General features: G+C 68.0%; 21 protein-coding genes. 15 read left to right on the top strand and 6 right to left on the bottom strand.

The genetic code is table 11. The features are described 5' to 3' along the window. Positions 1-530: 530 nt before the first annotated feature. Complete coding sequence (locus N415_RS10480) at positions 531-866, top strand: ATPase (protein WP_068180649.1); 336 nt, start codon at positions 531-533, stop codon at positions 864-866. A gap of 10 nt (positions 867-876) precedes the next feature. Here the strand turns inward: N415_RS10480 and fadD2 are convergent, their stop codons facing one another. Further along, positions 877-2,556 carry a long-chain-fatty-acid--CoA ligase FadD2 gene (gene fadD2, locus N415_RS10475; RefSeq protein WP_068180662.1) on the bottom strand — a complete coding sequence of 560 codons (1,680 nt, stop codon included), beginning with the start codon at positions 2,554-2,556 and terminating at the stop codon, positions 877-879. Between the two features lie 59 nt (positions 2,557-2,615). Between fadD2 and N415_RS10470 the strand changes: the two genes are divergently transcribed. The 9 genes from N415_RS10470 to N415_RS10430 all read left to right on the top strand — a co-directional run bounded on the left by N415_RS10470 (position 2,616) and on the right by N415_RS10430 (position 11,179). Beyond that, entirely contained in the window at positions 2,616-3,866 is a 1,251-nt protein-coding gene (locus N415_RS10470) for a DNA polymerase domain-containing protein (RefSeq protein WP_068180647.1), read from the top strand. A 48-nt stretch (positions 3,867-3,914) separates the two neighbouring features. Beyond that, positions 3,915-4,910, top strand: coding sequence for an ABC transporter substrate-binding protein (locus N415_RS10465; RefSeq protein WP_068180644.1), 996 nt, complete (start codon positions 3,915-3,917; stop codon positions 4,908-4,910). A 101-nt stretch (positions 4,911-5,011) separates the two neighbouring features. Next, on the top strand, positions 5,012-5,686 hold the full coding sequence (locus N415_RS10460) for an allophanate hydrolase subunit 1 (RefSeq protein ID WP_068180641.1): 675 nt from the start codon (positions 5,012-5,014) through the stop codon (positions 5,684-5,686). A gap of 14 nt (positions 5,687-5,700) precedes the next feature. Then, the gene (locus N415_RS10455; protein ID WP_068109493.1) at positions 5,701-6,585 is read left to right on the top strand and encodes a 5-oxoprolinase/urea amidolyase family protein; all 885 of its coding nucleotides are present in this window, start codon (positions 5,701-5,703) and stop codon (positions 6,583-6,585) included. Between the two features lies 1 nt (position 6,586). Next, positions 6,587-7,132, top strand: coding sequence for a GNAT family N-acetyltransferase (locus N415_RS10450; protein WP_068180638.1), 546 nt, complete (start codon positions 6,587-6,589; stop codon positions 7,130-7,132). A 235-nt stretch (positions 7,133-7,367) separates the two neighbouring features. Continuing rightward, entirely contained in the window at positions 7,368-8,750 is a 1,383-nt protein-coding gene (locus N415_RS10445) for a nitrate/nitrite transporter (protein WP_068180635.1), read from the top strand. A gap of 77 nt (positions 8,751-8,827) precedes the next feature. Beyond that, complete coding sequence (locus N415_RS10440) at positions 8,828-9,979, top strand: uroporphyrinogen-III synthase (protein WP_068180632.1); 1,152 nt, start codon at positions 8,828-8,830, stop codon at positions 9,977-9,979. After that, positions 9,970-10,698, top strand: coding sequence for a sirohydrochlorin chelatase (locus N415_RS10435; RefSeq protein ID WP_068180629.1), 729 nt, complete (start codon positions 9,970-9,972; stop codon positions 10,696-10,698). The genes N415_RS10440 and N415_RS10435 overlap by 10 nt, the downstream gene beginning before the upstream one ends. A gap of 31 nt (positions 10,699-10,729) precedes the next feature. Beyond that, complete coding sequence (locus N415_RS10430) at positions 10,730-11,179, top strand: hypothetical protein (RefSeq protein WP_068180628.1); 450 nt, start codon at positions 10,730-10,732, stop codon at positions 11,177-11,179. Here N415_RS10430 and nirD read toward each other — a convergent pair. Continuing rightward, positions 11,176-11,541: a nitrite reductase small subunit NirD gene (gene nirD / locus N415_RS10425; RefSeq protein WP_068180625.1), complete on the bottom strand. Its 366-nt coding sequence runs from the start codon at positions 11,539-11,541 to the stop codon at positions 11,176-11,178. The two genes, N415_RS10430 and nirD, sit on opposite strands and share 4 nt — an antisense overlap. 13 nt (positions 11,542-11,554) lie before the next feature. After that, complete coding sequence (gene nirB / locus N415_RS10420; protein ID WP_081665174.1) at positions 11,555-14,119, bottom strand: nitrite reductase large subunit NirB; 2,565 nt, start codon at positions 14,117-14,119, stop codon at positions 11,555-11,557. 214 nt (positions 14,120-14,333) lie between these two features. Between nirB and N415_RS10415 the strand changes: the two genes are divergently transcribed. Further along, complete coding sequence (locus N415_RS10415; protein WP_068180619.1) at positions 14,334-14,774, top strand: Hsp20/alpha crystallin family protein; 441 nt, start codon at positions 14,334-14,336, stop codon at positions 14,772-14,774. 66 nt (positions 14,775-14,840) lie between these two features. Here N415_RS10415 and N415_RS10410 read toward each other — a convergent pair whose 3' ends face one another. Further along, positions 14,841-15,599 (bottom strand): isocitrate lyase/phosphoenolpyruvate mutase family protein, encoded by a 759-nt coding sequence (locus N415_RS10410; protein WP_068180660.1) that lies wholly within the window; start codon positions 15,597-15,599, stop codon positions 14,841-14,843. Between the two features lie 89 nt (positions 15,600-15,688). On the opposite strand from N415_RS10410, the gene N415_RS10405 reads away from it, so the two are divergent. From N415_RS10405 to N415_RS10390, 4 genes are all read left to right on the top strand, one after another. After that, the gene (locus N415_RS10405; RefSeq protein WP_068180657.1) at positions 15,689-15,985 is read left to right on the top strand and encodes a hypothetical protein; all 297 of its coding nucleotides are present in this window, start codon (positions 15,689-15,691) and stop codon (positions 15,983-15,985) included. Positions 15,986-16,074: 89 nt separating this feature from the next. Further along, complete coding sequence (locus N415_RS10400; protein WP_068180616.1) at positions 16,075-16,902, top strand: hypothetical protein; 828 nt, start codon at positions 16,075-16,077, stop codon at positions 16,900-16,902. Between the two features lie 42 nt (positions 16,903-16,944). Beyond that, a complete protein-coding gene (locus N415_RS10395; RefSeq protein ID WP_068180613.1) occupies positions 16,945-18,873 on the top strand; it encodes a fumarate reductase/succinate dehydrogenase flavoprotein subunit in 1,929 nt (642 codons plus the stop codon). After that, a complete protein-coding gene (locus N415_RS10390) occupies positions 18,873-19,622 on the top strand; it encodes a succinate dehydrogenase/fumarate reductase iron-sulfur subunit (protein ID WP_068109427.1) in 750 nt (249 codons plus the stop codon). Before N415_RS10395 ends, N415_RS10390 begins: the two co-directional genes overlap by 1 nt. A 79-nt stretch (positions 19,623-19,701) precedes the next feature. On the opposite strand, the gene N415_RS10385 is transcribed toward N415_RS10390, so the two are convergent. Continuing rightward, positions 19,702-20,190, bottom strand: coding sequence for a flavin reductase family protein (locus N415_RS10385; RefSeq protein WP_068180654.1), 489 nt, complete (start codon positions 20,188-20,190; stop codon positions 19,702-19,704). Positions 20,191-20,195: 5 nt separating this feature from the next. Further along, a complete protein-coding gene (locus tag N415_RS10380; protein ID WP_068180610.1) occupies positions 20,196-21,239 on the bottom strand; it encodes a 2-oxoglutarate and iron-dependent oxygenase domain-containing protein in 1,044 nt (347 codons plus the stop codon). Between the last annotated feature and the right edge of the window lies 1 nt (position 21,240).

Genomic DNA, 21,240 nt, shown 5'->3' with positions numbered 1-21,240 from the left:
AACAGCAGCGCCCCGGCCACCGCGCCGGAGCCCACCGCGGCGAGCGCGGCCTTACGGATCGAAACGAGTGAATTCAACATTGGTGAGCTCCTTCCACGTTGTTGAACAAGAAGCCTGAAACCTTTGGCAACGCCTAGTGCGTCAAATGACGAATATCCATATCTTGCGGTTTATACACACGAAAAACCACCCAATGTGACTTTTATCTAGTCGAACCGATTGGAATGCGATAATGGCGCTCGTATAAATTGGATTTGCACATTTACTGGATCAGTATTTGCTGACCAGCGATTCTAGCTGTTCAGGACGGTTCTACTGAGATCAGTACCTAAGTGAATGCGAAATTAATTAGTTAATGACTTCGCAGTTTGATGAATTTGCTTGCATTTGAGAGCGCTAATCCACCGCGACCCGCCGAGTGCGGTCCAGCGCGCCGGACGCGCCCGGCGGTGATATCAATGGGAGGGTGCCCGACGACGCGCATACTGAGAAGCGGACCTACTGATTGCACCCCAGAGAGGGTCGCCGCGATGACGATCAACCCCAACCGCAACGAGTCCAGCCCGAACCGGTTCGCCCGTTACATTGCCAAGCCGCCGCGGCCCGACCAGACGGGCCCGACCCAGCGCCTCAACATGCTCGGGGCCGCCCCCGCCCAGCCGGCGGGCGGCCGGCGAACCCGACGGACCGTCGATCTGCCGCTGGCCACGCACCGCGCGCTCGACGTCTGGCAGCGCGAGGCCGCGGACCGCATCGGGGTCGCCCGGGTGACCGGCCAGGAGGTCCTCACGGCGCTCATCGATCAGCTGCTGATCGATCCCAAGCTCTCCGCCCAGATCACCCGCGCCATCCAGGCACGCAGGTGACCTGAAGGGGTCAGTCGATCTCCATCTCGCGGAGCTCGCGCTTGAGGATCTTGCCGGTGGGGTTGCGCGGCAGCTCGTCGAGGAACACGACTTCCCGGGGCACCTTGTAGCGCGCCAGGTGGTCGCGGACGTAGTGCTTGACGGTGTCCTCGTCGAGGTCGGCGTCCTCCTTCTTGACCACGAACGCGCGCAGCCGGTGGCCCCACTCCTTGTCCTCGACCCCGATGGCGGTGGCCTCAACGACGTCCGGATGCCCGGTGATGAGGTCCTCGACTTCGGCCGGGAAGACGTTCTCGCCGCCGGAGACGATCATCTCGTCGTCGCGCCCGCTGATGTAGAGCAGGTCGTTCTCGTCGAAGTAGCCGACGTCGCCCGAGGACAACAGCCCGTCGATGATCTGCTTCTTGCCTCCGCCGGTGTATCCCTCGAACGGGAAGGCGTTGCCGACGAAGATCCGCCCGACCTCACCCTTCGGCAACTCCTTGCCGTTGTCGTCGAAGATCTTCACCTTGACGCCCTTGACGACCGGCCCGACCGTCGACGAATTGAATTCCAGGTGCTTGGGCTCGGCGATGGTGGCGAAGGCGATCTCCGTCGAGCCGTACATGTTGTAGATCACCGGGCCCAGGTCCTTGAGCGCCCGTTCCGCCAGTTCCGACCCGAGCGCCGAGCCGGACACGAACACGATCTTCAGGCTGGACAGGTCGGGCTTAGAGTCCATCTTCTCGAGCGCGTCGAGGATGCGGGACAGCATCACCGGGACCACGACCATGGCCGTCACCTTGTGCTTCTCGATGTCCTCCAACACCAGCGGCGGCTTGAATTTGCGCCGCAGCACCAGGGTCGAGCCGAGGAACATCGCGATGGTGCCGTGCAGAAAACCCAGCGCATGGAACATCGGCGCCGGCAGCGACGTCACCTCGCCGGCCTTGAACGGCACGTGCGACAGGATTCCCCCGATGGGCGCCAGCGTCGGCGGGGTGCTGCGGTTCGCGCCCTTGGGGGTGCCGGTGGTGCCGCTGGTCAGGATGATGATCGACGAGTGCTTGCTCGCCTTCGGGGCGGGCTCGGAGCTGCTGCGCTCGATCAGGTCGGCCAGCGTCTCGTCGTCGCTGCCCGACGGCTCGTCCGCATCGGGATTGGATCCCAGCGCCCGTAGCTTGCCCAGCTCCGGCTCGGCCTTGCTGACGGCCTTGGTGTACTCGTCGTCGTAGATGATCAGCTTGGCGCCCTCGCGCTCCGACACCTCACAGATCTGCGGTCCGGAGAATTCGCTGTTGAGCAGGATGATGCGGGCGCCGACCCGGGCGGCACCGAAGTAGGCGATCAGAAACCAGCGGGTGTTGCGCGCCAGGATGGCAACCCCGTCGCCGCCCTTGACGCCCTTGTCGATCAGCCCGTTGGCCACCGCGTGCGCGGCCTCGTCGAGCTCGCGATAGGTGAACTCGCCCTCCTCGTCGATGCAGGCCGCCTTGTCGGGATGGCGCCTCGCGTTGAGCGACGGCAGCATGCCGAACTCGCCCCACTTGTAGATCTCCGCGGCCATCGCGGCGTAGTTCTGCGGTGGCTCGATGCGGAACGCGCCCGATTCGAAGATCTTGCGCACGTAGTGCAGTTCGGCCGCGCCCCGCTCGAGGTACTGCTGAACTTTGGAGACCGCCTGTCCGGGCAGGCCGATGAGGTTAGGCATGAATTCCACCCTATGTGACGTAGGTCGCAGTGCCACTAGTTAATACCCCCCGACCTACCATGATGAACATGACCGGCCCGGTGTCCGTGGAGGTGGCCGGGCGCGAGGTCACCATCACCCACCCCGACAAGGTGGTATTCGAACGCCACGGCGGCTCCGGCCCGCACACCAAGCTCGACCTGGTCCGCTATTACCTGTCCGTCGCCGACGGGGCGCTGCGCGGCGTGGCCGGGCGCCCGATGATCCTCAAGCGCTTCGTGAAGGGCATTTCGCAAGAGGCCGTGTTCCAGAAGCGGGCGCCCGCCAACCGACCGGACTACGTCGACGTCGCCGAACTGCACTACGCCCGCGGCACTTCCGCGGCGGAGGCCGTCGTGCGCGACGCCGCCGGGCTGGCCTGGGTGATCAACCTGGGCTGCGTGGACCTCAATCCGCACCCGGTGCTCGCGGGCGACCTCGATCACCCCGACGAATTGCGCGTCGACCTCGACCCGATGCCCGGCGTCGCGTGGCGACGCATCGTCGACGTCGCGGCGGTGGCCCGCGAGGTGCTGGAGGACTACGGCCTGACCGCGTGGCCGAAGACGTCGGGATCCCGGGGCTTTCACATCTACGCCCGGATCGCCCCGCGCTGGGAGTTCCGCCAGGTGCGGCTGGCCGCCCAGACCGTCGCGCGCGAGGTCGAGCGGCGAATTCCCGAGGCGGCGACCAGCCGTTGGTGGAAGGAGGAGCGCGAGGGCGTGTTCGTCGACTTCAACCAGAACGCCAAGGACCGCACCGTCGCGTCGGCGTATTCCGTGCGGGCCACCCCGGATGCCCGGGTATCGACGCCGCTGCACTGGGACGAGGTCGCCGGCTGCGATCCGGCCGCCTTCACCATCGACACGGTGCCCGCCCGGTTCGCCGAGCTGGGCGACCCGTGGGAGGGCATGGACGACGCGGTCGGCGAGCTGGATCGGCTGCTGATGCTCGCCGAGGAGTTGGGGCCGCCGGAGCGCGCGCCCAAGGGATCGGGCAGCCGCACCGAGAGCGGGCGCGTCTCGTCGAAGCCGCTCATCGAGATCGCCCGCACCAAAACCAAAGACGAGGCGATGGCCGCCCTGGACACCTGGCGCGACCGCCATCCCGAAGCGGCGGCGCTGCTGCAGCCGGCCGACGTCCTGGTCGACGGCATGCGCGGGCCCAGTTCGATCTGGTACCGGATCCGCATCAACCTGCAACATGTCCCGGCCGAGCGGCGCCCACCCCAGGAAGAGCTGATCGCCGACTACAGCCCATGGGTCGGGTACGAAGGTCCGCGAAGGGGATGAGCCGCGCGGCGAAGCGGGTCCGAGCGAAGAAAGCGATAATCTCACGCGATGCGACACGGATGGAATCGGCGGGGATTCCTGCAGCTCACGGGGGCTGCGGGGATGGCCGGGTTCGCCGGAGTGTTAGCGGCCTGTTCGCCACGCAAATCGTCGTCCGCCGCCCCGGGCGGATCGGTGACCGTCACCCACCTGTTCGGTCAGACCGTCATCAAGGAGCCGCCCAAGCGCGTGGTCAGCGCCGGCTACACCGAGCAGGATGACCTGCTGGCCCTGGGCGTGGTTCCCATCGCGGTGACCAATTGGTTCGGCGATCAGCCGTTCGCGGTGTGGCCCTGGGCGCAGTCCAAGCTCGGTGGCGCCCAGCCCGTGGTGTTGAACCTGGACAACGGCATTCAGGTCGACCAGATCGCGGGCCTGAAACCGGACCTGATCGTGGCCATCAACGCCGGCTTGGACGCCGACACCTACCAGAAGCTGTCGGCGATCGCGCCCACCCTCGCGCAGTCGGACGGCGACGCGTTCTTCGAGCCGTGGAAGGAGCAGGCCACCGCCGTCGGGCAGGCGGTGTTCCAGGCCGACCAGATGAAGTCCCTGATCGACGGCGTCGACAAGCAATTCGCCGCCGTCGCCCAAAAGAACCAGCAGTGGACGGGCAAGAAGGCGTTGCTCATGCAGGGCACCCTCTGGCAGGGCACGGTGGTGGCGACCCTGGCGGGCTGGCGGACCGACTTCCTCAACCAAATGGGCCTCGTCATCGCCGACAGCATCAAGCCCTTCGGCACCGATCACCGCGCCGTCATCCCGCGCGATCAGATCAAGGCGGTGCTCGATTCCGCCGACGTGGTGATCTGGACAACCGAAAGCCCGGACGACCAGAAGGCCCTGCTGGCCGACCCCGAGGTGGCGGCCTCGCTGGCGACCGCCCAGAACCGCCACATCTTCACCACCAAGGACCAGGCCGGCGCGATCGCCTTCGCGTCACCGCTGAGCTACCCGCTGGTGGCCGATCAACTGCCGCCGCTGATCGCCAAGATCCTGGGCTGAATCCCGGCTGTTTGAGCGTTCGTTAAGGCACCTCTGGCAGTGCTCGAAAATCCCTCCGAATTCCCTCCCGCCTGCACGGATGCCGGGGTTACCGTTCAGTAATGAGCGTGACGGATATTGGCAGCGGCCTCTCCCAGGAGCTGTCGACCGACCTGGTCGGCAACACCGTGTTCGACTACGGCGACCACGCCCTGATGCTTCAATGCGGCAGCACCGCCGAGGTATTGGCGTGGGTGGACGCGCTGGCCGCGGCGGCCCTGCCCGGCGTCGTCGACGTCGTCCCCGCCGCCCGCACGGTGCTGGTCAAGCTCGACAGCCCGCGCCTGCAGGGAGTCACCCGGCAGCGCCTGCGCAGGATGCGGGTGGCCGCCGACGCGGGGCCCCCGGCGGACCGCAACGCCGACGTGGTGATCGACGTGGTGTACGACGGCCCGGACCTCGCCGAGGTCGCCAGCCATACCGGGCTGTCCACGGCGCAGGTGATCGAGGCCCACACCGCCACCCCGTGGCGGGTCGGATTCAGCGGCTTCGCACCGGGTTTCGCGTACCTGGTCGACGGCGACGCTCGCCTGCGGGTGCCGCGCCGCTCGGAGCCGCGGACGTCGGTGCCGGCCGGCTCCGTCGCCCTGGCCGGCGAGTTCAGCGCGGTGTATCCGCGGCAGTCGCCCGGGGGCTGGCAGCTGATCGGCCACAGCGACGCCGTCCTGTGGGATCTCGACCGGCCCAACCCGGCGCTGCTGACCCGGGGCATGTGGGTTCAGTTCCGCGCCGTCTGAGCAAGGAGATTGCCGTGCCAACCCTGGAAATCTTGCGCACCGGGCCGTTCGCCGTCGTCCAGGACCTCGGCCGCCCGGGGCTGGCCCACCTCGGCGTCAGCCGGTCCGGGGCCGCCGACCGCCGCGCGCACACGCTTGCCAACCGGCTGGTCGCCAACCCCGACGACCGCGCCACCGTCGAAGTGACCTTCGGCGGCTTTTCCGCCCGCGTCCGCGGGGGCGACGTCGACATCGCGGTGACGGGCGCCGACACCGACCCCACCGTGAACGGAATCAAGTTCGGCACCAACAGCATTCACCACGTCCGCGACGGGCAGGTGATCTCGTTGGGCGCCCCGCGGGCCGGGCTGCGAACGTACCTGGCGGTGCGCGGCGGGATCTGCGTGGAGCCCGTCCTGGGCTCGCGCAGCTACGACGTGATGTCGGCAATCGGCCCGGCGCCGTTGCACAGCGGCGACCGGCTGCCGGTCGGCGAGCACACCGACGACTACCCCGAACTCGACCAGGCGCCGGTGGCGGCGATCAGCGAACACCTGGTCGAGGTGCAGGTGGTGCCGGGCCCGCGCGACGACTGGTTCACCGATCCCGACGCCCTGGTGCACACGATTTGGATGGCCTCCAACCGCAGCGACCGGGTCGGAATGCGGCTGGAGGGCCGCCCGCTGCAGCACCGCTGGCCGGACCGGCAGCTGCCCAGCGAGGGCGCTACCCGCGGCGCAATCCAGGTGCCGCCCAACGGATTACCGGTGATCCTCGGACCCGATCACCCGGTCACCGGCGGGTACCCGGTGATCGGCGTGGTCACCGACGAGGACGCCGACAAGATCGCCCAGGTGCGACCGGGCCAGTACGTGCGCCTGCACTGGGCGCGGCCCCGGGGCGGTCGGTCATACTCGTAGGGTGCAAACCCAGGTCCACACTGCGCGCCTGGTCCACACCGCCGATCTCGACAGCGAGACCCGGCAGCGCGTCCGCCAGATGGTCACCGCCGCATTCGCCGGGGATTTCGGCGACCACGACTGGGAGCACTCGCTGGGGGGCATGCACGCCCTGATCTGGCACCATGGCGCGATCATCGCGCACGCGGCCGTCGTCCAGCGGCGACTGCTCTACCGCGGCGACGCGCTGCGCTGCGGCTACGTCGAAGGTGTCGCGGTGCGGGAGGATTTTCGCGGCCGGGGCCTGGTGCACGCCCTGCTCGACGGCGTCGAGCAGGTGATCCGCGGCGCCTACCAAGTAGGTGCCGTCAGTTCGACCGACGTCGCGCGCAGCATCTACGGGGCGCGCGGCTGGCTGCCGTGGCGCGGCCCGACGTCGGTGCTGGCCCCCACCGGTCCGACCCGCACGCCCGACGACGACGGCGCCGTGTTCGTCCTACCGGTCGCGATCAGCCTGGACCCCGCCGCCGAGTTGATGTGCGACTGGCGGGCGGGCGACGTCTGGTAGTCAGCGCGTTTGCGCGCGCGGAATGTATTGCAGCTCACAATAAATCCCGCGGCCGGACGAAGTCACTCGCCTTACCGAATTGCCCCCAGCTATTTACCAGATAACTGGGATTCAACTTACAGGCGATATCGGTCGAATTGAGTTGACTGGCTTCCGCACCAAATGTGAGCATCGAAATGCACGGCGGCCCAAGCTTGTTCGCGATATCCCGCCGTCGAGGAAGGGTGCTGACCGCATGGGCCGTAACCACCGCATCACGGACTGGAATCCGGAGGACGCGGCGGCCTGGGAGGCCGGCAACAAGAACGTCGCCCGTCGCAACCTGCTTTGCACCGTTGCGGGTGACCACGTCGCCTTTTCGATCTGGACGCTTTGGCCGGTGATGACACTGTTCATGCCCGCATCCGTCTATGGCCTCTCGGCCGGCGACAAGCTGCTGCTCGGCGCCGTCGCCACCCTGGTCGGCGGCTGCGCACGCATCCCCTACACGTTGGGCATCGCCACCTTCGGCGGGCGCAACTGGACGGCCTTCTCGGCGTTCGTCTTGTTGATCCCGACCGTCGGCACCATCGTGCTGATGGCGCATCCCGGGCTGCCGCTTTGCCCCTATGTGGTGTGCGCGGCGCTCACCGGCCTGGGCGGCGGCAACTACGCGGCATCGCTGGCCAACGTGAATGCCTTTTACCCGCAGCGCCTCAAGGGCGCGGCGCTGGCGATCAACGCCGGCGTCGGCAATCTCGGCGTCGCCGTCATCCAGCTGATCGGCCTGCTGGTGCTGGCGAGCGCGGGCCACGAAGCGCCGTATTGGGTCTGCGCGGTGTACCTCGTCTTGCTGGCGATCGTCGGCGTCGCCGCGGCTTTGTTCATGGACAACCTCGACCACGGCATCGAGGTCAACACCATGCGCTCGGTCCTCTTCGAGCGCGACACCTATGTGATCTCGCTGCTCTACATCTGCACCTTCGGCTCCTGGATCGGGTTCGCGTTTGCGTTCGGCCAGGTGCTGCAGATCAACTTCCAGGAGGCAGGCGAAACCGCCAAGCACGCGTCGCTGCACGCCGCGCAGATCGCCTTCGTGGGGCCGCTATTCGGCTCGCTGGCGCGCATCTACGGCGGCCGGCTGGCCGACCGACTGGGCGGCAGCCGCGTCACGCTGGGCGTCCTGGGCGGCATGATCGTCGGTGCCGGACTGCTGGCCGCCATCAGCACCGTCGACGGCCGCGACGGCGGCGGCTCGACAACGATGATCGGCTACGTGATCGGCTTCATCGCGCTGTTCGTGTTGTCGGGGATGGGCAACGGGTCGGTATTCAAGATGATCCCGTCCATCTTCGAGGCGCGCAGCCGCGGCCTGGATCTTCCCGATGCCGAGCGGCGGCACTGGTCGAAGGCGATGTCGGGATCGCTGATCGGCTTTTGCTCGGCCGTCGGCGCGCTGGGCGGCGTGGGGATCAACCTGGCGCTGCGCGAGTCCTACCTCAACAGCGGCACCGAAACGTCGGCCTACTGGACGTTTTTGGCGTCCTATGTGTTCGCCGCGATCCTCACCTGGACGCTGTACGTGCGCCGCCCGAGCGCGCCGGAAACCGTCCCCGTAGCAGATCACGCGCGGGTGTGATGGCAGTCGCAACAAGGGCAATGCTGCAGCAATTACGTGGTAACGCAGCGGAAACGTCGCAGGCATACACAGGTCTTATGGCTCAGCCGAGGTCCACGCCGCTGGCCGGCTACCGGGTCGCGGTTACATCATCCCGGCGCGCGGAGGAACTCTGCGCACTGCTGAGCAGGCAGGGCGCGGAGGTCTGCAGCGCGCCCGCGATCAACATGATCGCGCTCCCCGAAGACGACGAATTACAAAGCCACACTGAGGCTTTGATCGCGCAACCGCCCGACATCCTGGTGGTGCACACCGGCATCGGCTTCCGGGGCTGGCTTGCCGCCGCCGAAGGATGGGGGCTGGCCAACCAGTTGATCGCGTCGTTGTCGAAGACGCGGATCGTTTCGCGGGGGCCCAAAGGCACGGGCGCGGTGCGCGCCGCCGGGCTGCACGAGGAGTGGTCTCCTGAGTCCGAATCCTCACAAGAGGTGCTCGAGTATCTGCTCGAGTCAGGCGTGTCCGGGCTGCGCATCGCCATCCAGTTGCACGGCGCCGCCGATGCGTGGGACCCGTTCCCCGAGTTCATCGGCGGCCTGCGCTTCGCGGGCGCCGAGGTGATCCCCATCCGGGTGTACCGGTGGAAGTCGACACCGCTGGGCGGTGATTTCGATTTGCTGGTGACCGGGATCGCGCGACGGCAGTTCGACGCCGTCACCTTCACGTCGGCGCCCGCGGCGGCGGCGGTGCTGGAACGCAGTCGCGACCTGGCCGTCGAGGACCAGGTGCTCGACGCCCTGCGCACCGACGTGCACGCGATGTGCGTCGGCCCGGTGACCTCCAAACCGCTGATCCGCAAAGGCGTCCCCACCTCGTCGCCCGCGCGAATGCGGTTGGGCGCGTTGGCCCGCCACATCGCCGAGGAGCTGCCGCTGCTGGGATCGTCCACGGTGCAGGTGGCCGGCCACACGATCGACATCCGCGGAACGTGCGTGCTGGTGGACGGTGACATCAAGCTGCTGTCGCCGTCGGGGATGTCGGTGCTGCGCGCGCTGGCGCAACGGCCCGGCGACGTCGTCGCGCGTTCCGAGCTGTTGCGGGTGCTTCCCGGCAGCAGCAACGATCCGCACGCCGTCGACACGGCCGTGCTCCGGCTGCGAACGGCCTTGGGCGACAAGAACATCATCGCGACGGTGGTCAAGCGGGGTTACCGGCTCGCCATCGACCCTCCGGGCGGCGCCGAATGGAGCTGATCCTGGCCGCGCACGGCACCCGCAGGCCGGGCGGCGTCGCGATGATCGGAGACCTCGCAGCGCAGGTGAGCGCGCTGCTCGACCGCCGGGTGCAGGTCGCGTTCGTCGACGTGTTGGGCCCGACGCCCGGCGAGGTGCTGTCGCGGGCGGCGGCCACCGGCCGCCCGGCCGTCGTGGTCCCGGCCTTCTTGTCGCGCGGATATCACGTGCGCACCGACGTGCCCGCCCACGTGGCGGCCAGCCGCCACCCGAACGTGACCGTCGCGCCCGCGCTCGGCCCGAGTGGGGATATCGCGCGGATAGTCGCCGACCAGCTGACGGAATCCGGTTGGCGCCTGGGTGATTCGGTGATCCTTGCGGCGGCCGGCACCACCGACGAACGGGCGCGAGCCGACCTGCACGTGACCGCGACCACGTTGTCGGCGCTGGTGGGATCGCGGGTGCGGCTCGGATTCGCGGCCACCGGCGATCCGTCCGTGGCCGACGCGGTCGCCGCCGCCCGCCGCGACGGCGCGACTCGCGTCGTCGTCGCCTCCTACCTACTGGCCGACGGCCTGTTCCAACAGCGCCTGCGGGCCAGCGGCGCCGACGTGGTCACCCAACCGCTGGGCACCCATCCCGGCCTGGCGCGCCTGATCGCGAACCGCTTCCGCCGCGCGGCGCCCGGACTTCCGAGGCGGCGAACCCAAGCGCCGCACGCACTTTCGAATCACGCTTGATCTTTGCTCGCATACCGACGATCCTGGCACCATGCCGCGTCGCGAAGAGCCATCGCGTGGGCTGCTTGACCCGGTGGCAAAGATGCTGCGGTTGCCCTTCGGCACACCGGAGTTCATCGACCGGATCGTCACCGGCGGTGTCAACCAGGCTGGCCGCCGGACGTTGTACATGCTGATCACCACCTGGGACGCGGCCGGCGGCGGCCCCTTCGCGGCCAGCGCGATCGCGTCCACCGGACTGGCCAAGACCGCCGAAATCGTGCAGGGCATGTTCATCGGCCCGGTCTTCGGCCCGCTGCTGAAAATCCTCGGGGCCGACAAGGTCGCGGTGCGGGCGTCCCTATGCGCCTCTCAGTTGGTGGGTCTCGGCATCATGCGCTACGGGGTGCGCTCCGAACCGCTGCACTCGATGTCGGTGGAGGCACTCGTCGACGCGATCGGCCCGACGATGCAGCGCTATCTCGTGGGCGATATCGGCTAGGCGGCGGTCCGGCCGATCTGGATGTGCCCCTCGGGGGTGACGCGCGCCGGGTAAACCGGCACAGACACCCGCGGATCGTCCAGGCAGGAGCCGTCCTCGAGCGCGAAAGCCTGCTTGAGGATGGGTGATTGGACGGTGGCACGGCCGCCGCGGTCGCCGACGATGCCGCGCGAAAGCACGGCGGCGCCGGAGAACGGGTCGACATTTCCGACCGCGTGCACCGAGCCGTCGTCCAGCCGGAACAACGCCGCCTGCGAACCGTCGTCGAGGAGGACCCCGACGCCACGACCGGGAATCAGGCTGTCGTAGGGGCAGGCGGTGGTCCACACCTGAATGTCTTGAGCGTCGTTGAGAAGTGTCATCGCGTCTCCTTGATTACGACCGAACCCGCGGCATGCCAATGGGCACAGGCACTTTGCGCCCGGCGCGCTCGGTGAAGGTCACCGTCGAGTCGACGGCGTCGGGGGCGTTGACGAAGGAAACGAACCGCGACAGCTTGTCCGGGTCCTCCAGCACGCCCTTCCATTCGCACTTGTAGTTCTGCACATGCCGCTCCATTGCGGCCTCGAATTCCTGGGCCAGGCCCAGGGAGTCGTCGCACACGACCTCGCGCACGTGATCCAGGCCGCCGTCCAGCGATTCGACCCACGGCGCGGTGCGCTGCAGCCGATCGGCCGTCCGGATGTAGTACATGAGGAACCGGTCGATGTAACGGACCAGCGTCTCGGTGTCCAAATCGCTGGCCAGCAGCTGAGCGTGCTTGGGCGTCATGCCGCCGTTGCCGCCGACGTAGAGGTTCCACCCCTTCTCGGTGGCGATGACGCCCACGTCCTTGCTGCGCGCCTCGGCGCACTCGCGCGCGCATCCGGAGACGCCGAGCTTGATCTTGTGCGGCGCGCGCAGCCCCCGGTAGCGAAGCTCCAGGTCGATGGCCAGCTGCACCGAATCCTGCTGGCCGTAGCGGCACCAGTCGCTGCCCACGCAGCTCTTCACGGTGCGCAAGGCCTTGCCGTAGGCATGCCCGGACTCCATGCCGCCGTCGACCAGCCGCTTCCAGATCTGCGGCAGCTGATCCACGCGCGCGCCGAAAAGGTCGATCCGCTGCCCGCCGGTGATCTTGGTGTAAAGACCGAAGTCCTGCGCGATCTGGCCGATCAGGATCAGGTGCTCCGGCTTGATGTCACCGCCGGGGACCCGCGGGACCACCGAGTAGCTGCCGTTCTTTTGAATGTTGGCCAGGAAGTGGTCGTTGGAATCCTGCAGCGAGGCCTGCTCGCCCTCCAGGATGTGCTCCGAGCCGGTGGACGCCAGGATCGAGGCGACCACCGGTTTGCAGATATCGCAACCCTTTCCGCGGCCGAAGCGCTCCAGCAGGCCCGAGAACGTCCGGATTTCGGTGGCGGTGATGATCTCGAAAAGCTCCGCCCGCGACTGGCTGAAGTGCTCACACAGCGCCTTGGACTGTTCCACGCCCTCGGCTTCCAGCAGCTGCTTCAGCAGCGGCACGCACGACCCGCACGAGGTGCCCGCCGCCGTGCACGACTTGAGCGCGGGCACGTCGGCGCAACCGCCGGCGATCGCGCCCTTCAGCTCGCCCTTGGTGACGTTGTTGCATGAGCAGATCTGCGCCGAATCCGGCAGCGCCCCAACGCCCAGGCCCGTCGCGCCGTCGGCGGTGGCCGGCGCGATCAACGCCAGCGGATCGCCCGGCAACTCGCTGCCGACCATCGGCCGCAGCACCCCGTACGTCGAGGCATCGCCCACCAGCACCCCGCCGAGCAGGGTCTTGGCGTCGTCGGAGAGCACCAGCTTGGCGTAGGTCCGGTTCACCGCGTCGTTGATGGCGACCTCGAGGCAGTTCTCGGTCGCCCCCATCGCGTCGCCGAAGCTGGCGACGTCGACGCCGAGCAGCTTGAGCTTCGTCGACATGTCCGCTTCGCCGAACTCCGCGGCGCCGCCAAGCAGCCGATCCGCCACCACTTCGGCGGAGGTGTAGCCGGGCCCGACCAGGCCGTAGCACCGGCCCCCGATCGCCGCGACCTCGCCGATGGCGTAGATGTCGGGATCGCTTGTCCGGCACGATAAATCGGTGAGCACGCCGCCCCGCTCGGCACGCTCCAGCCCGGCGGCCGCCGCCAGCTCGTCGCGCGGCCGGATGCCGGCCGCGAAGATCACCACGCCGGCATCGATCAGCTCGCCGTCGGTCAGGCACACCCGTGCCGACGTCGAGCCGTCCGGATGCGCGACGGCCTCGATCGACTCCGTGCCCGTCCCCACGTGCACGGCGATGCCGAGTTCGGTGACCATGCGGGCCAGCAGCGCGCCGCCGGCCTCGTCGATCTGCTGGGCCATCAACCGCGGCATCATCTCGACGACGTGGGTCTGCAACCCGAACTGGCGCAGCGCATTAGCGGCCTCCAGCCCCAGCAGTCCGCCGCCGATGACGACCCCCGCGGTCGCGTGGCCGGCCTGCAGCGTCCGCTGGGCGTCGGCGCGGATGGCGTCGAGGTCGTCGAGCGTGCGGTAGACGTGGCACTGCGGCAGGTCGTGACCGGGCACCGGCGGGACGAAGGCGTAGGACCCGGTGGCCAGCACCAGGGCGTCGTAGCCGTGCCGGTGACCGTCGGCGGTCACCACGGTCTTTGTGTCGCGGTCGATTTCGGTGACGCGGGCGTTCAGCAGCAGCCGGACCCGGTCGTCGCCGGCGTAGTCGTTGCCCGGCAGCGCCAGCAGTTGACGGTCCCAGCTCTCGGTGTAGGAGGTCAAGCCGACACGGTCATACGCCGCATCGGCCTCCTCCGCCAAAACCGTGATGCTCCAACGCCCTTCGGTGTCGCGGGCTCGGAGCGCCTCGATTAGCCGATGGCCGACCATGCCGTGCCCGACCACTATGACGTGACGCGCAGCACTGTCCGCGCACCAGTTTTCGGATTGGGCCATGCCATGAGGGTAGGGGCGGGAAATTAACTTGGAATCGCCCAATGTGACACCCACATGACGGCGTGCTCACACCTCACAACGACGGCTGTGAAGCTGTTCGCTGGCGGCGAACGCCCGAGTGGAACTTTAGCGTGGTCGACTCATGTTTGTAGAAATAGCCGGCCGGCAAGGCGCCGGTCACAGCAAACTCACAATGAAGCATAAGGAGATCCCCATGAGCAACCTCGCATTGTGGTCGCGACCGGCCTGGGACACCGACCGCTGGTTGCGCGACTTCTTCGGCCCCGCCGCGGCAACGGACTGGTTCAAGCCGGTGAACAGCGGTTTCACCCCGGCCGCCGAGATCGTCAAGGATGGCGACGACGCGGTACTGCGCCTGGAACTGCCGGGTGTTGACGTCGAGAAGGATGTCAACGTAGAGGTCGAGAACGGTCGCCTGGTCGTCCACGGCGAACACCGCGACGAGCACGCGGAGGAGCAGAACGGCCGCACCCTGCGCGAGATCCGTTACGGGTCCTTCCGCCGGTCGTTCCAGCTGCCCGCGCACGTCACCGGCGAGGCCGTCACCGCCTCGTACGACGCCGGCGTGCTGACCGTGCGGGTCGCCGGTGCGTACGCGGGAACCCAGCCGCAGCGCATCGCGATCACGAAGTAACTCCGCGACCAGACGCAAAAGCCCACGCGCGCAAGGCGTATCGGGGGCTTTTGCGTCTTCTCGCGTTCAGCCCCAGCGGGCCAGCAGCTCCTTGGCCCGGGCCGCCAGTGCGGCCTGCAGGAACGGGCCGAAGCTGACTCGGGCGACCCCGAGCGGGCCGAACGACGCCGGGTCGTCCTGATCGGGCAGCGCGATCGCGTTGATCGGCAGCGGCAACTCGGCGGCCAAGCGCCGCAACGTTTCCGGGTCGTGGCGGCCCACCGGGTACAGGACGTCGGCACCCGCGGCGGCGGCCTCGGTGAGCCGCGCCACCGCCCGTTCGACGCGGTCGGCGTCGTCACCGTCGCGCCGCAGGAACAGGTCGGTGCGCGCGTTGATCACGACGTGCACTCCCGCCGCGTCGGCTGCCGAGCGCAGCGCCCCCACCAGTTCCGCGTGCTCGCCGGCGGACCGCAACCGCTTGCCCTCCGAGTGCACGGTGTCCTCGATGTTCAGCCCGACGGCGCCCACCCCCAGCAGGCCCTCGATCAGGCGCGTCGGCGACTCCCCATACCCCGACTCGACGTCCACGGACACCGGAACGTCGACCGCGGCGGTGATCTGGGCGACCCGGGTCAGCACGTCGTCGAATGCCATGCCCTCGTTGTCGGGCTTGCCGATCGAGTCGGCGAGCGGGTGACTGCCCACGGTCAACGCGGCGAATCCGGCGTCCACCGCCAGGCGGGCCGACCACGCGTCCCACACCGTCGGCAGGATCACCGGGTCGCCCGGCCGGTGCAGTTCGAGCAGCGCGGTGGCGCGCTCGGCGCTCGTTTGGCCCGTCATGGTGTCCGACATTAGGCCGCGACGGTCGCTACTATCGAGGGCGTACTGTGATCCGCAACACCGCCCCTGAAAAGCCCGTAGGAGATCCGTTGAGCACCACGACCGAACTCGCCGAACTGCACGACCTCATCGGTGGCCTGCGGCGGTGCGTGAGCTCATTGCGGGCCCGATACGGCGACAGCCCGGCGATGCGCCGCATCGTCCTGGACGCCGATCGAATCCTGTCCGACGTCGAACTGCTCGACACGGACGTCTCCGAGTTGGACCTGGACCGCGCCACCGTGCAGCAGTCCGGCGAGAAGATCGTCATTCCCGACACCCAATACGACACCGATTTCTGGCGCGATGTCGACGACGAGGGTGTCGGGGGTCACAACAGGTCCTGACAACCTCGGACAACTTCAAGCCCCCCGCGAAACAGGGGGTTTGCTCTGTGTACCCTTCGACAGACAGCCCGTTCGAAGAGGAACACTAGATGAGCGCACCCACGGCGAACCGTCCTGCGTCCGGTGTCTTTTCACCCACGCGCGCCCGCATCCCACAGCGGACCCTACGCACCGACCGGTGGTGGATGTCGCCGTTGCGGATCGACCTGGGCTTCGCGGCTTTCCTCATCTACGCGACAGCCCGCGCGTTTCAGCAGAATTACTTCTTCGTCCCCAAGTACCACTACCTGACGCCGTTCTACTCGCCGTGCGTCAGCAAGGCCTGCGGTGAGGCCGGCGACATCTGGCCGCAGTTCCTGCCCGACGTCTGGTGGCTGCCCTACGCGGCGCTGTCGTTGCCGTTCCTGCTGCTGTTCCGGCTGACCTGTTACTACTACCGGGGCGCCTACTACCGCACGGTGTGGCAGTCGCCCAGCGCCTGCGCGGTGGCCGAGCCCCGCGTGCACTACACCGGCGAGACCAGGTTCCCGCTGATCGTCCAGAACACCCACCGGTACTTCTTCTACATCGCCGTCATCATCTCGGTGATCAACAGCTACGACGCGATCGTCGCGTTTCATTCCGACAGCGGGCCGGGCGGATTCGGCTTCGGCCTGGGCAACCTGATCCTGCTCGGCAACGTCATCATGCTGTGGATCTACACGCTGTCCTGCCATTCCTGCCGGCACGTGACCGGCGGACGGCTCAAGCACTTCTCCAAGAACCCTGTGCGGTACTGGATCTGGACGCAGGTCAGCGCCATCAATACCCGGCACAAGCTGTTCGCGTGGATCACGCTGGGCACCCTGATGCTCACCGACTTCTACATTGCACTGGTGGCCAGCGGCACCATCCCTGACCTGAGATTTGTTGGCTGACAAGCCATTTGACGATCACAGAGAAAAACTGAGCGAGGTTTCATGGTTGAGGTCGAGCGGCATGCCTACGACGTAGTCGTCATCGGCGCCGGCGGCGCGGGATTGCGTGCGGTCATCGAGGCGCGTGAGCGGGGTCTCAAGGTCGCGGTGGTGTGCAAGTCCCTGTTCGGCAAGGCCCACACAGTGATGGCCGAGGGCGGGTGCGCGGCATCCATGGGCAACACCAACCCCAAAGACAACTGGAAGACCCACTTCGGCGACACGATGCGCGGCGGGAAGTTCCTGAACAACTGGCGCATGGCCGAACTGCACGCCAAGGAGGCCCCGGACCGCGTCTGGGAGCTGGAAACCTACGGCGCGCTGTTCGACCGCCTCAAGGACGGCAAGATCAGCCAGCGCAACTTCGGTGGGCACACCTACCCGCGGCTGGCGCACGTCGGCGACCGCACCGGCCTGGAGCTGATCCGCACCATGCAGCAGAAGATCGTTTCGCTGCAGCAGGAGGACTACGCCGAACTCGGCGACTACGAGGCGCGCATTCGGGTGTTCGCGGAGTGCACCATCACCGAACTGATCAAGGACGGCCCTGACAACGGGGGGCGCATCGCCGGGGCGTTCGGCTACTGGCGCGAGAGCGGCAACTTCGTCCTGTTCGAGGCGCCGGCGGTGGTGCTGGCCACCGGCGGGATCGGCAAGTCGTTCAAGGTCACGTCGAACTCCTGGGAGTACACCGGTGACGGGCACGCGCTGGCCCTGCGGGCGGGCGCGTCGCTGATCAACATGGAGTTCGTCCAGTTCCACCCGACCGGCATGGTGTGGCCGCCGAGCGTGAAGGGGATCCTGGTCACCGAGGGTGTGCGCGGTGACGGCGGGGTGCTGAAGAACTCCGACGACAAGCGCTTCATGTTCGACTACATCCCGCCGGTGTTCAAGGGCCAGTACGCCGAAACCGCGGACGAGGCCGACCAGTGGCTCAAGGACAACGACTCGGCCCGTCGCACCCCGGACCTGCTGCCGCGCGACGAGGTCGCGCGCGCGATCAACTCCGAGGTAAAGGCCGGCCGGGGCACCCCGCACGGCGGGGTGTACCTCGACATCGCGTCCCGGCTGACGCCCGATGAGATCAAGCGACGGCTGCCGTCGATGTACCACCAGTTCAAGGAGCTGGCCGGGGTCGACATCACCAGGGAGCCAATGGAAGTCGGGCCGACCTGCCACTACGTGATGGGCGGCGTGGAGGTCGACGCCGACACCGGCGCGGCCACCGTCCCCGGCCTGTTCGCGGCCGGCGAGTGCTCCGGCGGCATGCACGGCTCCAACCGGCTCGGCGGCAACTCGCTGTCGGACCTGCTGGTGTTCGGCCGGCGCGCCGGGCTGGGCGCCGCCGACTACGTGCGGGCGCTGAGCAGCCGCCCGACGGTCGCCGAGGACGCCGTCGAGACCGCGGCCAAGCGGGCGCTGGCCCCCTTCGAGGGAACGACGAACGGCGCCGCGGCCGAGAACCCCTACACCCTGCAGTTGGAACTGCAGCAGTCGATGAACGATCTGGTGGGCATCATCCGCAAGTCGGAGGAGATCTCCGAGGCGCTCGGCCGGCTCGCCAAACTGCGCGAGCGGTTCAAGAACATCCACGTCGAGGGCGGTCGACAGTACAACCCCGGCTGGAACCTGGCCATCGACCTGCGCAACATGCTGCTGGTCAGCGAATGCGTGGCCAAGGCCGCGCTGGAGCGCACCGAGAGCCGCGGCGGGCACACCCGCGACGACCACCCGTCGATGGACTCGTCCTGGCGCAAGGTGTTGCTGGTCTGCCGCGCGGCTGGCGGCGACGAGGTGATCCCGGACATCAGCATCACGCGCGAGGATCAGGTGCCGATGCGGCCCGATCTGCTGGAGCTCTTCGAAATCTCCGAGCTGGAGAAGTACTACACCGACGCAGAACTGGCCGACCACCCAGGACGGAGAGGTTAATGACCTACAACGCCACCATGCGGGTGTGGCGCGGCGACGAGGCCGGCGGCGCGCTAGAGGACTTCACGGTCGAGGTCAACGAGGGCGAGGTGGTGCTCGACATCATCCACCGCCTGCAGCAGACCCAGACGCCCGACCTCGCGGTGCGGTGGAACTGCAAGGCCGGCAAGTGCGGGTCGTGCTCGGCGGAGATCAACGGCTACCCCCGCTTGATGTGCATGACCCGGATGTCCACGTTCGCCGAGGACGAGGTGGTGACGGTCACGCCGCTGCGCACCTTCCCGGTGATCCGCGACCTGGTCACCGACGTCTCGTTCAACTACGAAAAGGCCCGCGAGATACCGTCTTTCGCGCCGCCCAAGGACCTGCAGCCCGGCGAGTACCGGATGGCGCAGGTCGACGTGCAGCGCTCGCAGGAGTTCCGCAAGTGCATCGAGTGCTTCCTGTGCCAGACCGTCTGCCACGTGGTCCGCGACCACGAGGAGAACAAGAAGGCGTTCGCCGGGCCGCGTTACCTGATGCGCATCGCCGAGCTGGAGATGCACCCCCTGGACACGCTCGACCGGCGCAACCAGGCGCAGGAAGAGCACGGCCTCGGCTACTGCAACATCACCAAGTGCTGCACCGAGGTGTGCCCGGAGAACATCAAGATCACCGACAACGCCCTGATCCCGATGAAAGAGCGCGTCGCCGACCGCAAGTACGACCCCGTGGTCTGGTTGGGCAACAAGCTGTTCCGCCGCGGCTAGGGTTCGCCGAGTCTGCGCTCAGAGCGCCGAATTCGCTGCATCACCCGCGCTGAGCGCAGTCTCGATGCTGGCGGCGCGGCTAGGCGCCGAGCCGGCGGAACGTGCTGCGGTGAAACACGATGGGCGCCACTTCGGCGTCGACCGTCACCTCGTTGACCCGCAGCACCACGATGGTGTGGTCCCCCGCCGGGATCAGTTGCTCGATCGCGCTCTCCAGCCACAGGCCGGTGCCCTTGATGAAGACCGCGCCGCTGGTACGCGACACCGTCTCCAGACCGGCAAACCGGTCGCCGGTCTTGGCCGCCAGGGTGCGGGCGGCCTCGTCATGAACCTCGCCGAGCACGCTGATGCCCAGCATCGGAGCGCCCTTGAGCTTGGGCCATGTCGTCGACGTGTTCTGCACACAGAACGACACCAGCGGCGGCTCGAGCGAGACGGGGACGAAGGTGCTGGCGGCCAAGCCTTCTCGGATCCCTTCGACTTCGGCGGCGATGGCCACCACGCCGGACGGAAAGTGGCCGAAGGCCTCACGAAGTGTGGACGGTGTCAGGTTCTTGTTCGAGTTCACCGCGGTCATTCGCCCCTTGCGCCGAGAACGGAATTCTCGCCCCCGACCCTACCTGCCGAATATCCATGGGCTGAAGCCACATCCGGGTGCGCCCGCAGTCTGCTCTTCCACGCGTTGCGGCCGTAGACGGAGAAGATCGGGTCCAACGGATCGTCCCTTTTGGCGGCGCGGGCGGCGAGTGCGCTCAATTCCTCGGGCAGCTCTAGCACCGGGATCTGCGCGTCCAGTCGCGGGTTGAAGAAGTACGGCACCGAAATGCGCTCCTCCGCAGGGCCGCCCAGGTGCACCCGATGCTCGGTGGCCCGCAGGTAACCGCCCGTCGCCACCTCGAGCAACTCACCGATGTTGACGATGAACGCACCCTCCACCGGCGGCACGTCGACCCAGTCGCCGCCCCGAGCGGGCCGCACCTGCAGGCCGCGGCTGCCCGGCTCGGCCAGCAACAGCGTGAGCACCCCGGCGTCGCGGTGCGCGCCCACGCCTTGGGGGCTGGCCGCACGGGCGGGGTAGCGGATGATCTTGATCAGCGTGGCCGGCGCGTCGGCGAACGCGGCGTCGAACGCGTTCGGCGCGCTGCCCAGCGACGCCGCCCAATGCCGCAGCAAGGTGCGGGCCACCGCGGAAAGCGCGGCGTCCCACTCGCCGACGATGCCGCGCAACTCGGGCACGGCCTCGGGCCATTGATTCGGGCCCTGCAGCCACAGGTAGTCCGGCTTGCCGGGGCCGCCGATCGGCGGACGTTCCGGGCCGAGGTCGATCTGCTCGCGCCAGTCCACCCGGCCCCGGGTGAGCTCGCCGCCCAGCCGGGTGTAGCCGCGGAAATGCGGGCTGCGCACCATGGCGATCGCGTCCTTGTCGGCGTCGGGCAGCGCAAACAACCGGCGCGCCGCGGCGAGCAGCCGGGCGGCGAGTTCGCCGGGCACGTCGTGGCCGATCAGGTAGAAGAACCCGACCTCGTGGGCGGCCTCGCGCAGGCCGTCGCGCAGCGCTTCGGAGGCGGCCCGAAGGTCCACCACGGGCAGCGCTGTGACGCGCCTCACGTCCGTCATC

The organism is Mycobacterium sp. UM_CSW (assembly GCF_000455205.1).
In the GTDB taxonomy this organism is placed as follows: Bacteria; Actinomycetota; Actinomycetes; order Mycobacteriales; family Mycobacteriaceae; genus Mycobacterium.
The sequence above is the reverse complement of the archived record's forward strand: the minus strand, read 5'-3'. Positions and strand labels throughout refer to the sequence as shown.

Bases quoted from the DNA above. Each gene is read 5' to 3' on its own strand.
- N415_RS10400 (WP_068180616.1), top strand. From the start codon at position 16,075: ATGAGCGCACCCACGGCGAACCGTCCTGCGTCCGGTGTCTTTTCACCC.
- N415_RS10470 (WP_068180647.1), top strand. From the start codon at position 2,616: ATGATGAACATGACCGGCCCGGTGTCCGTGGAGGTGGCCGGGCGCGAG.
- N415_RS10390 (WP_068109427.1), top strand. From the start codon at position 18,873: ATGACCTACAACGCCACCATGCGGGTGTGGCGCGGCGACGAGGCCGGC.
- N415_RS10440 (WP_068180632.1), top strand. From the start codon at position 8,828: ATGGCTCAGCCGAGGTCCACGCCGCTGGCCGGCTACCGGGTCGCGGTT.
- N415_RS10415 (WP_068180619.1), top strand. From the start codon at position 14,334: ATGAGCAACCTCGCATTGTGGTCGCGACCGGCCTGGGACACCGACCGC.
- fadD2 (WP_068180662.1), bottom strand. From the start codon at position 2,556: ATGCCTAACCTCATCGGCCTGCCCGGACAGGCGGTCTCCAAAGTTCAG.
- N415_RS10380 (WP_068180610.1), bottom strand. From the start codon at position 21,239: ATGACGGACGTGAGGCGCGTCACAGCGCTGCCCGTGGTGGACCTTCGG.
- N415_RS10445 (WP_068180635.1), top strand. From the start codon at position 7,368: ATGGGCCGTAACCACCGCATCACGGACTGGAATCCGGAGGACGCGGCG.
- nirD (WP_068180625.1), bottom strand. From the start codon at position 11,541: ATGACACTTCTCAACGACGCTCAAGACATTCAGGTGTGGACCACCGCC.
- N415_RS10395 (WP_068180613.1), top strand. From the start codon at position 16,945: ATGGTTGAGGTCGAGCGGCATGCCTACGACGTAGTCGTCATCGGCGCC.
- nirB (WP_081665174.1), bottom strand. From the start codon at position 14,119: ATGGCCCAATCCGAAAACTGGTGCGCGGACAGTGCTGCGCGTCACGTC.
- N415_RS10410 (WP_068180660.1), bottom strand. From the start codon at position 15,599: ATGACGGGCCAAACGAGCGCCGAGCGCGCCACCGCGCTGCTCGAACTG.
- N415_RS10480 (WP_068180649.1), top strand. From the start codon at position 531: ATGACGATCAACCCCAACCGCAACGAGTCCAGCCCGAACCGGTTCGCC.
- N415_RS10465 (WP_068180644.1), top strand. From the start codon at position 3,915: ATGCGACACGGATGGAATCGGCGGGGATTCCTGCAGCTCACGGGGGCT.
- N415_RS10430 (WP_068180628.1), top strand. From the start codon at position 10,730: ATGCCGCGTCGCGAAGAGCCATCGCGTGGGCTGCTTGACCCGGTGGCA.
- N415_RS10435 (WP_068180629.1), top strand. From the start codon at position 9,970: ATGGAGCTGATCCTGGCCGCGCACGGCACCCGCAGGCCGGGCGGCGTC.
- N415_RS10460 (WP_068180641.1), top strand. From the start codon at position 5,012: ATGAGCGTGACGGATATTGGCAGCGGCCTCTCCCAGGAGCTGTCGACC.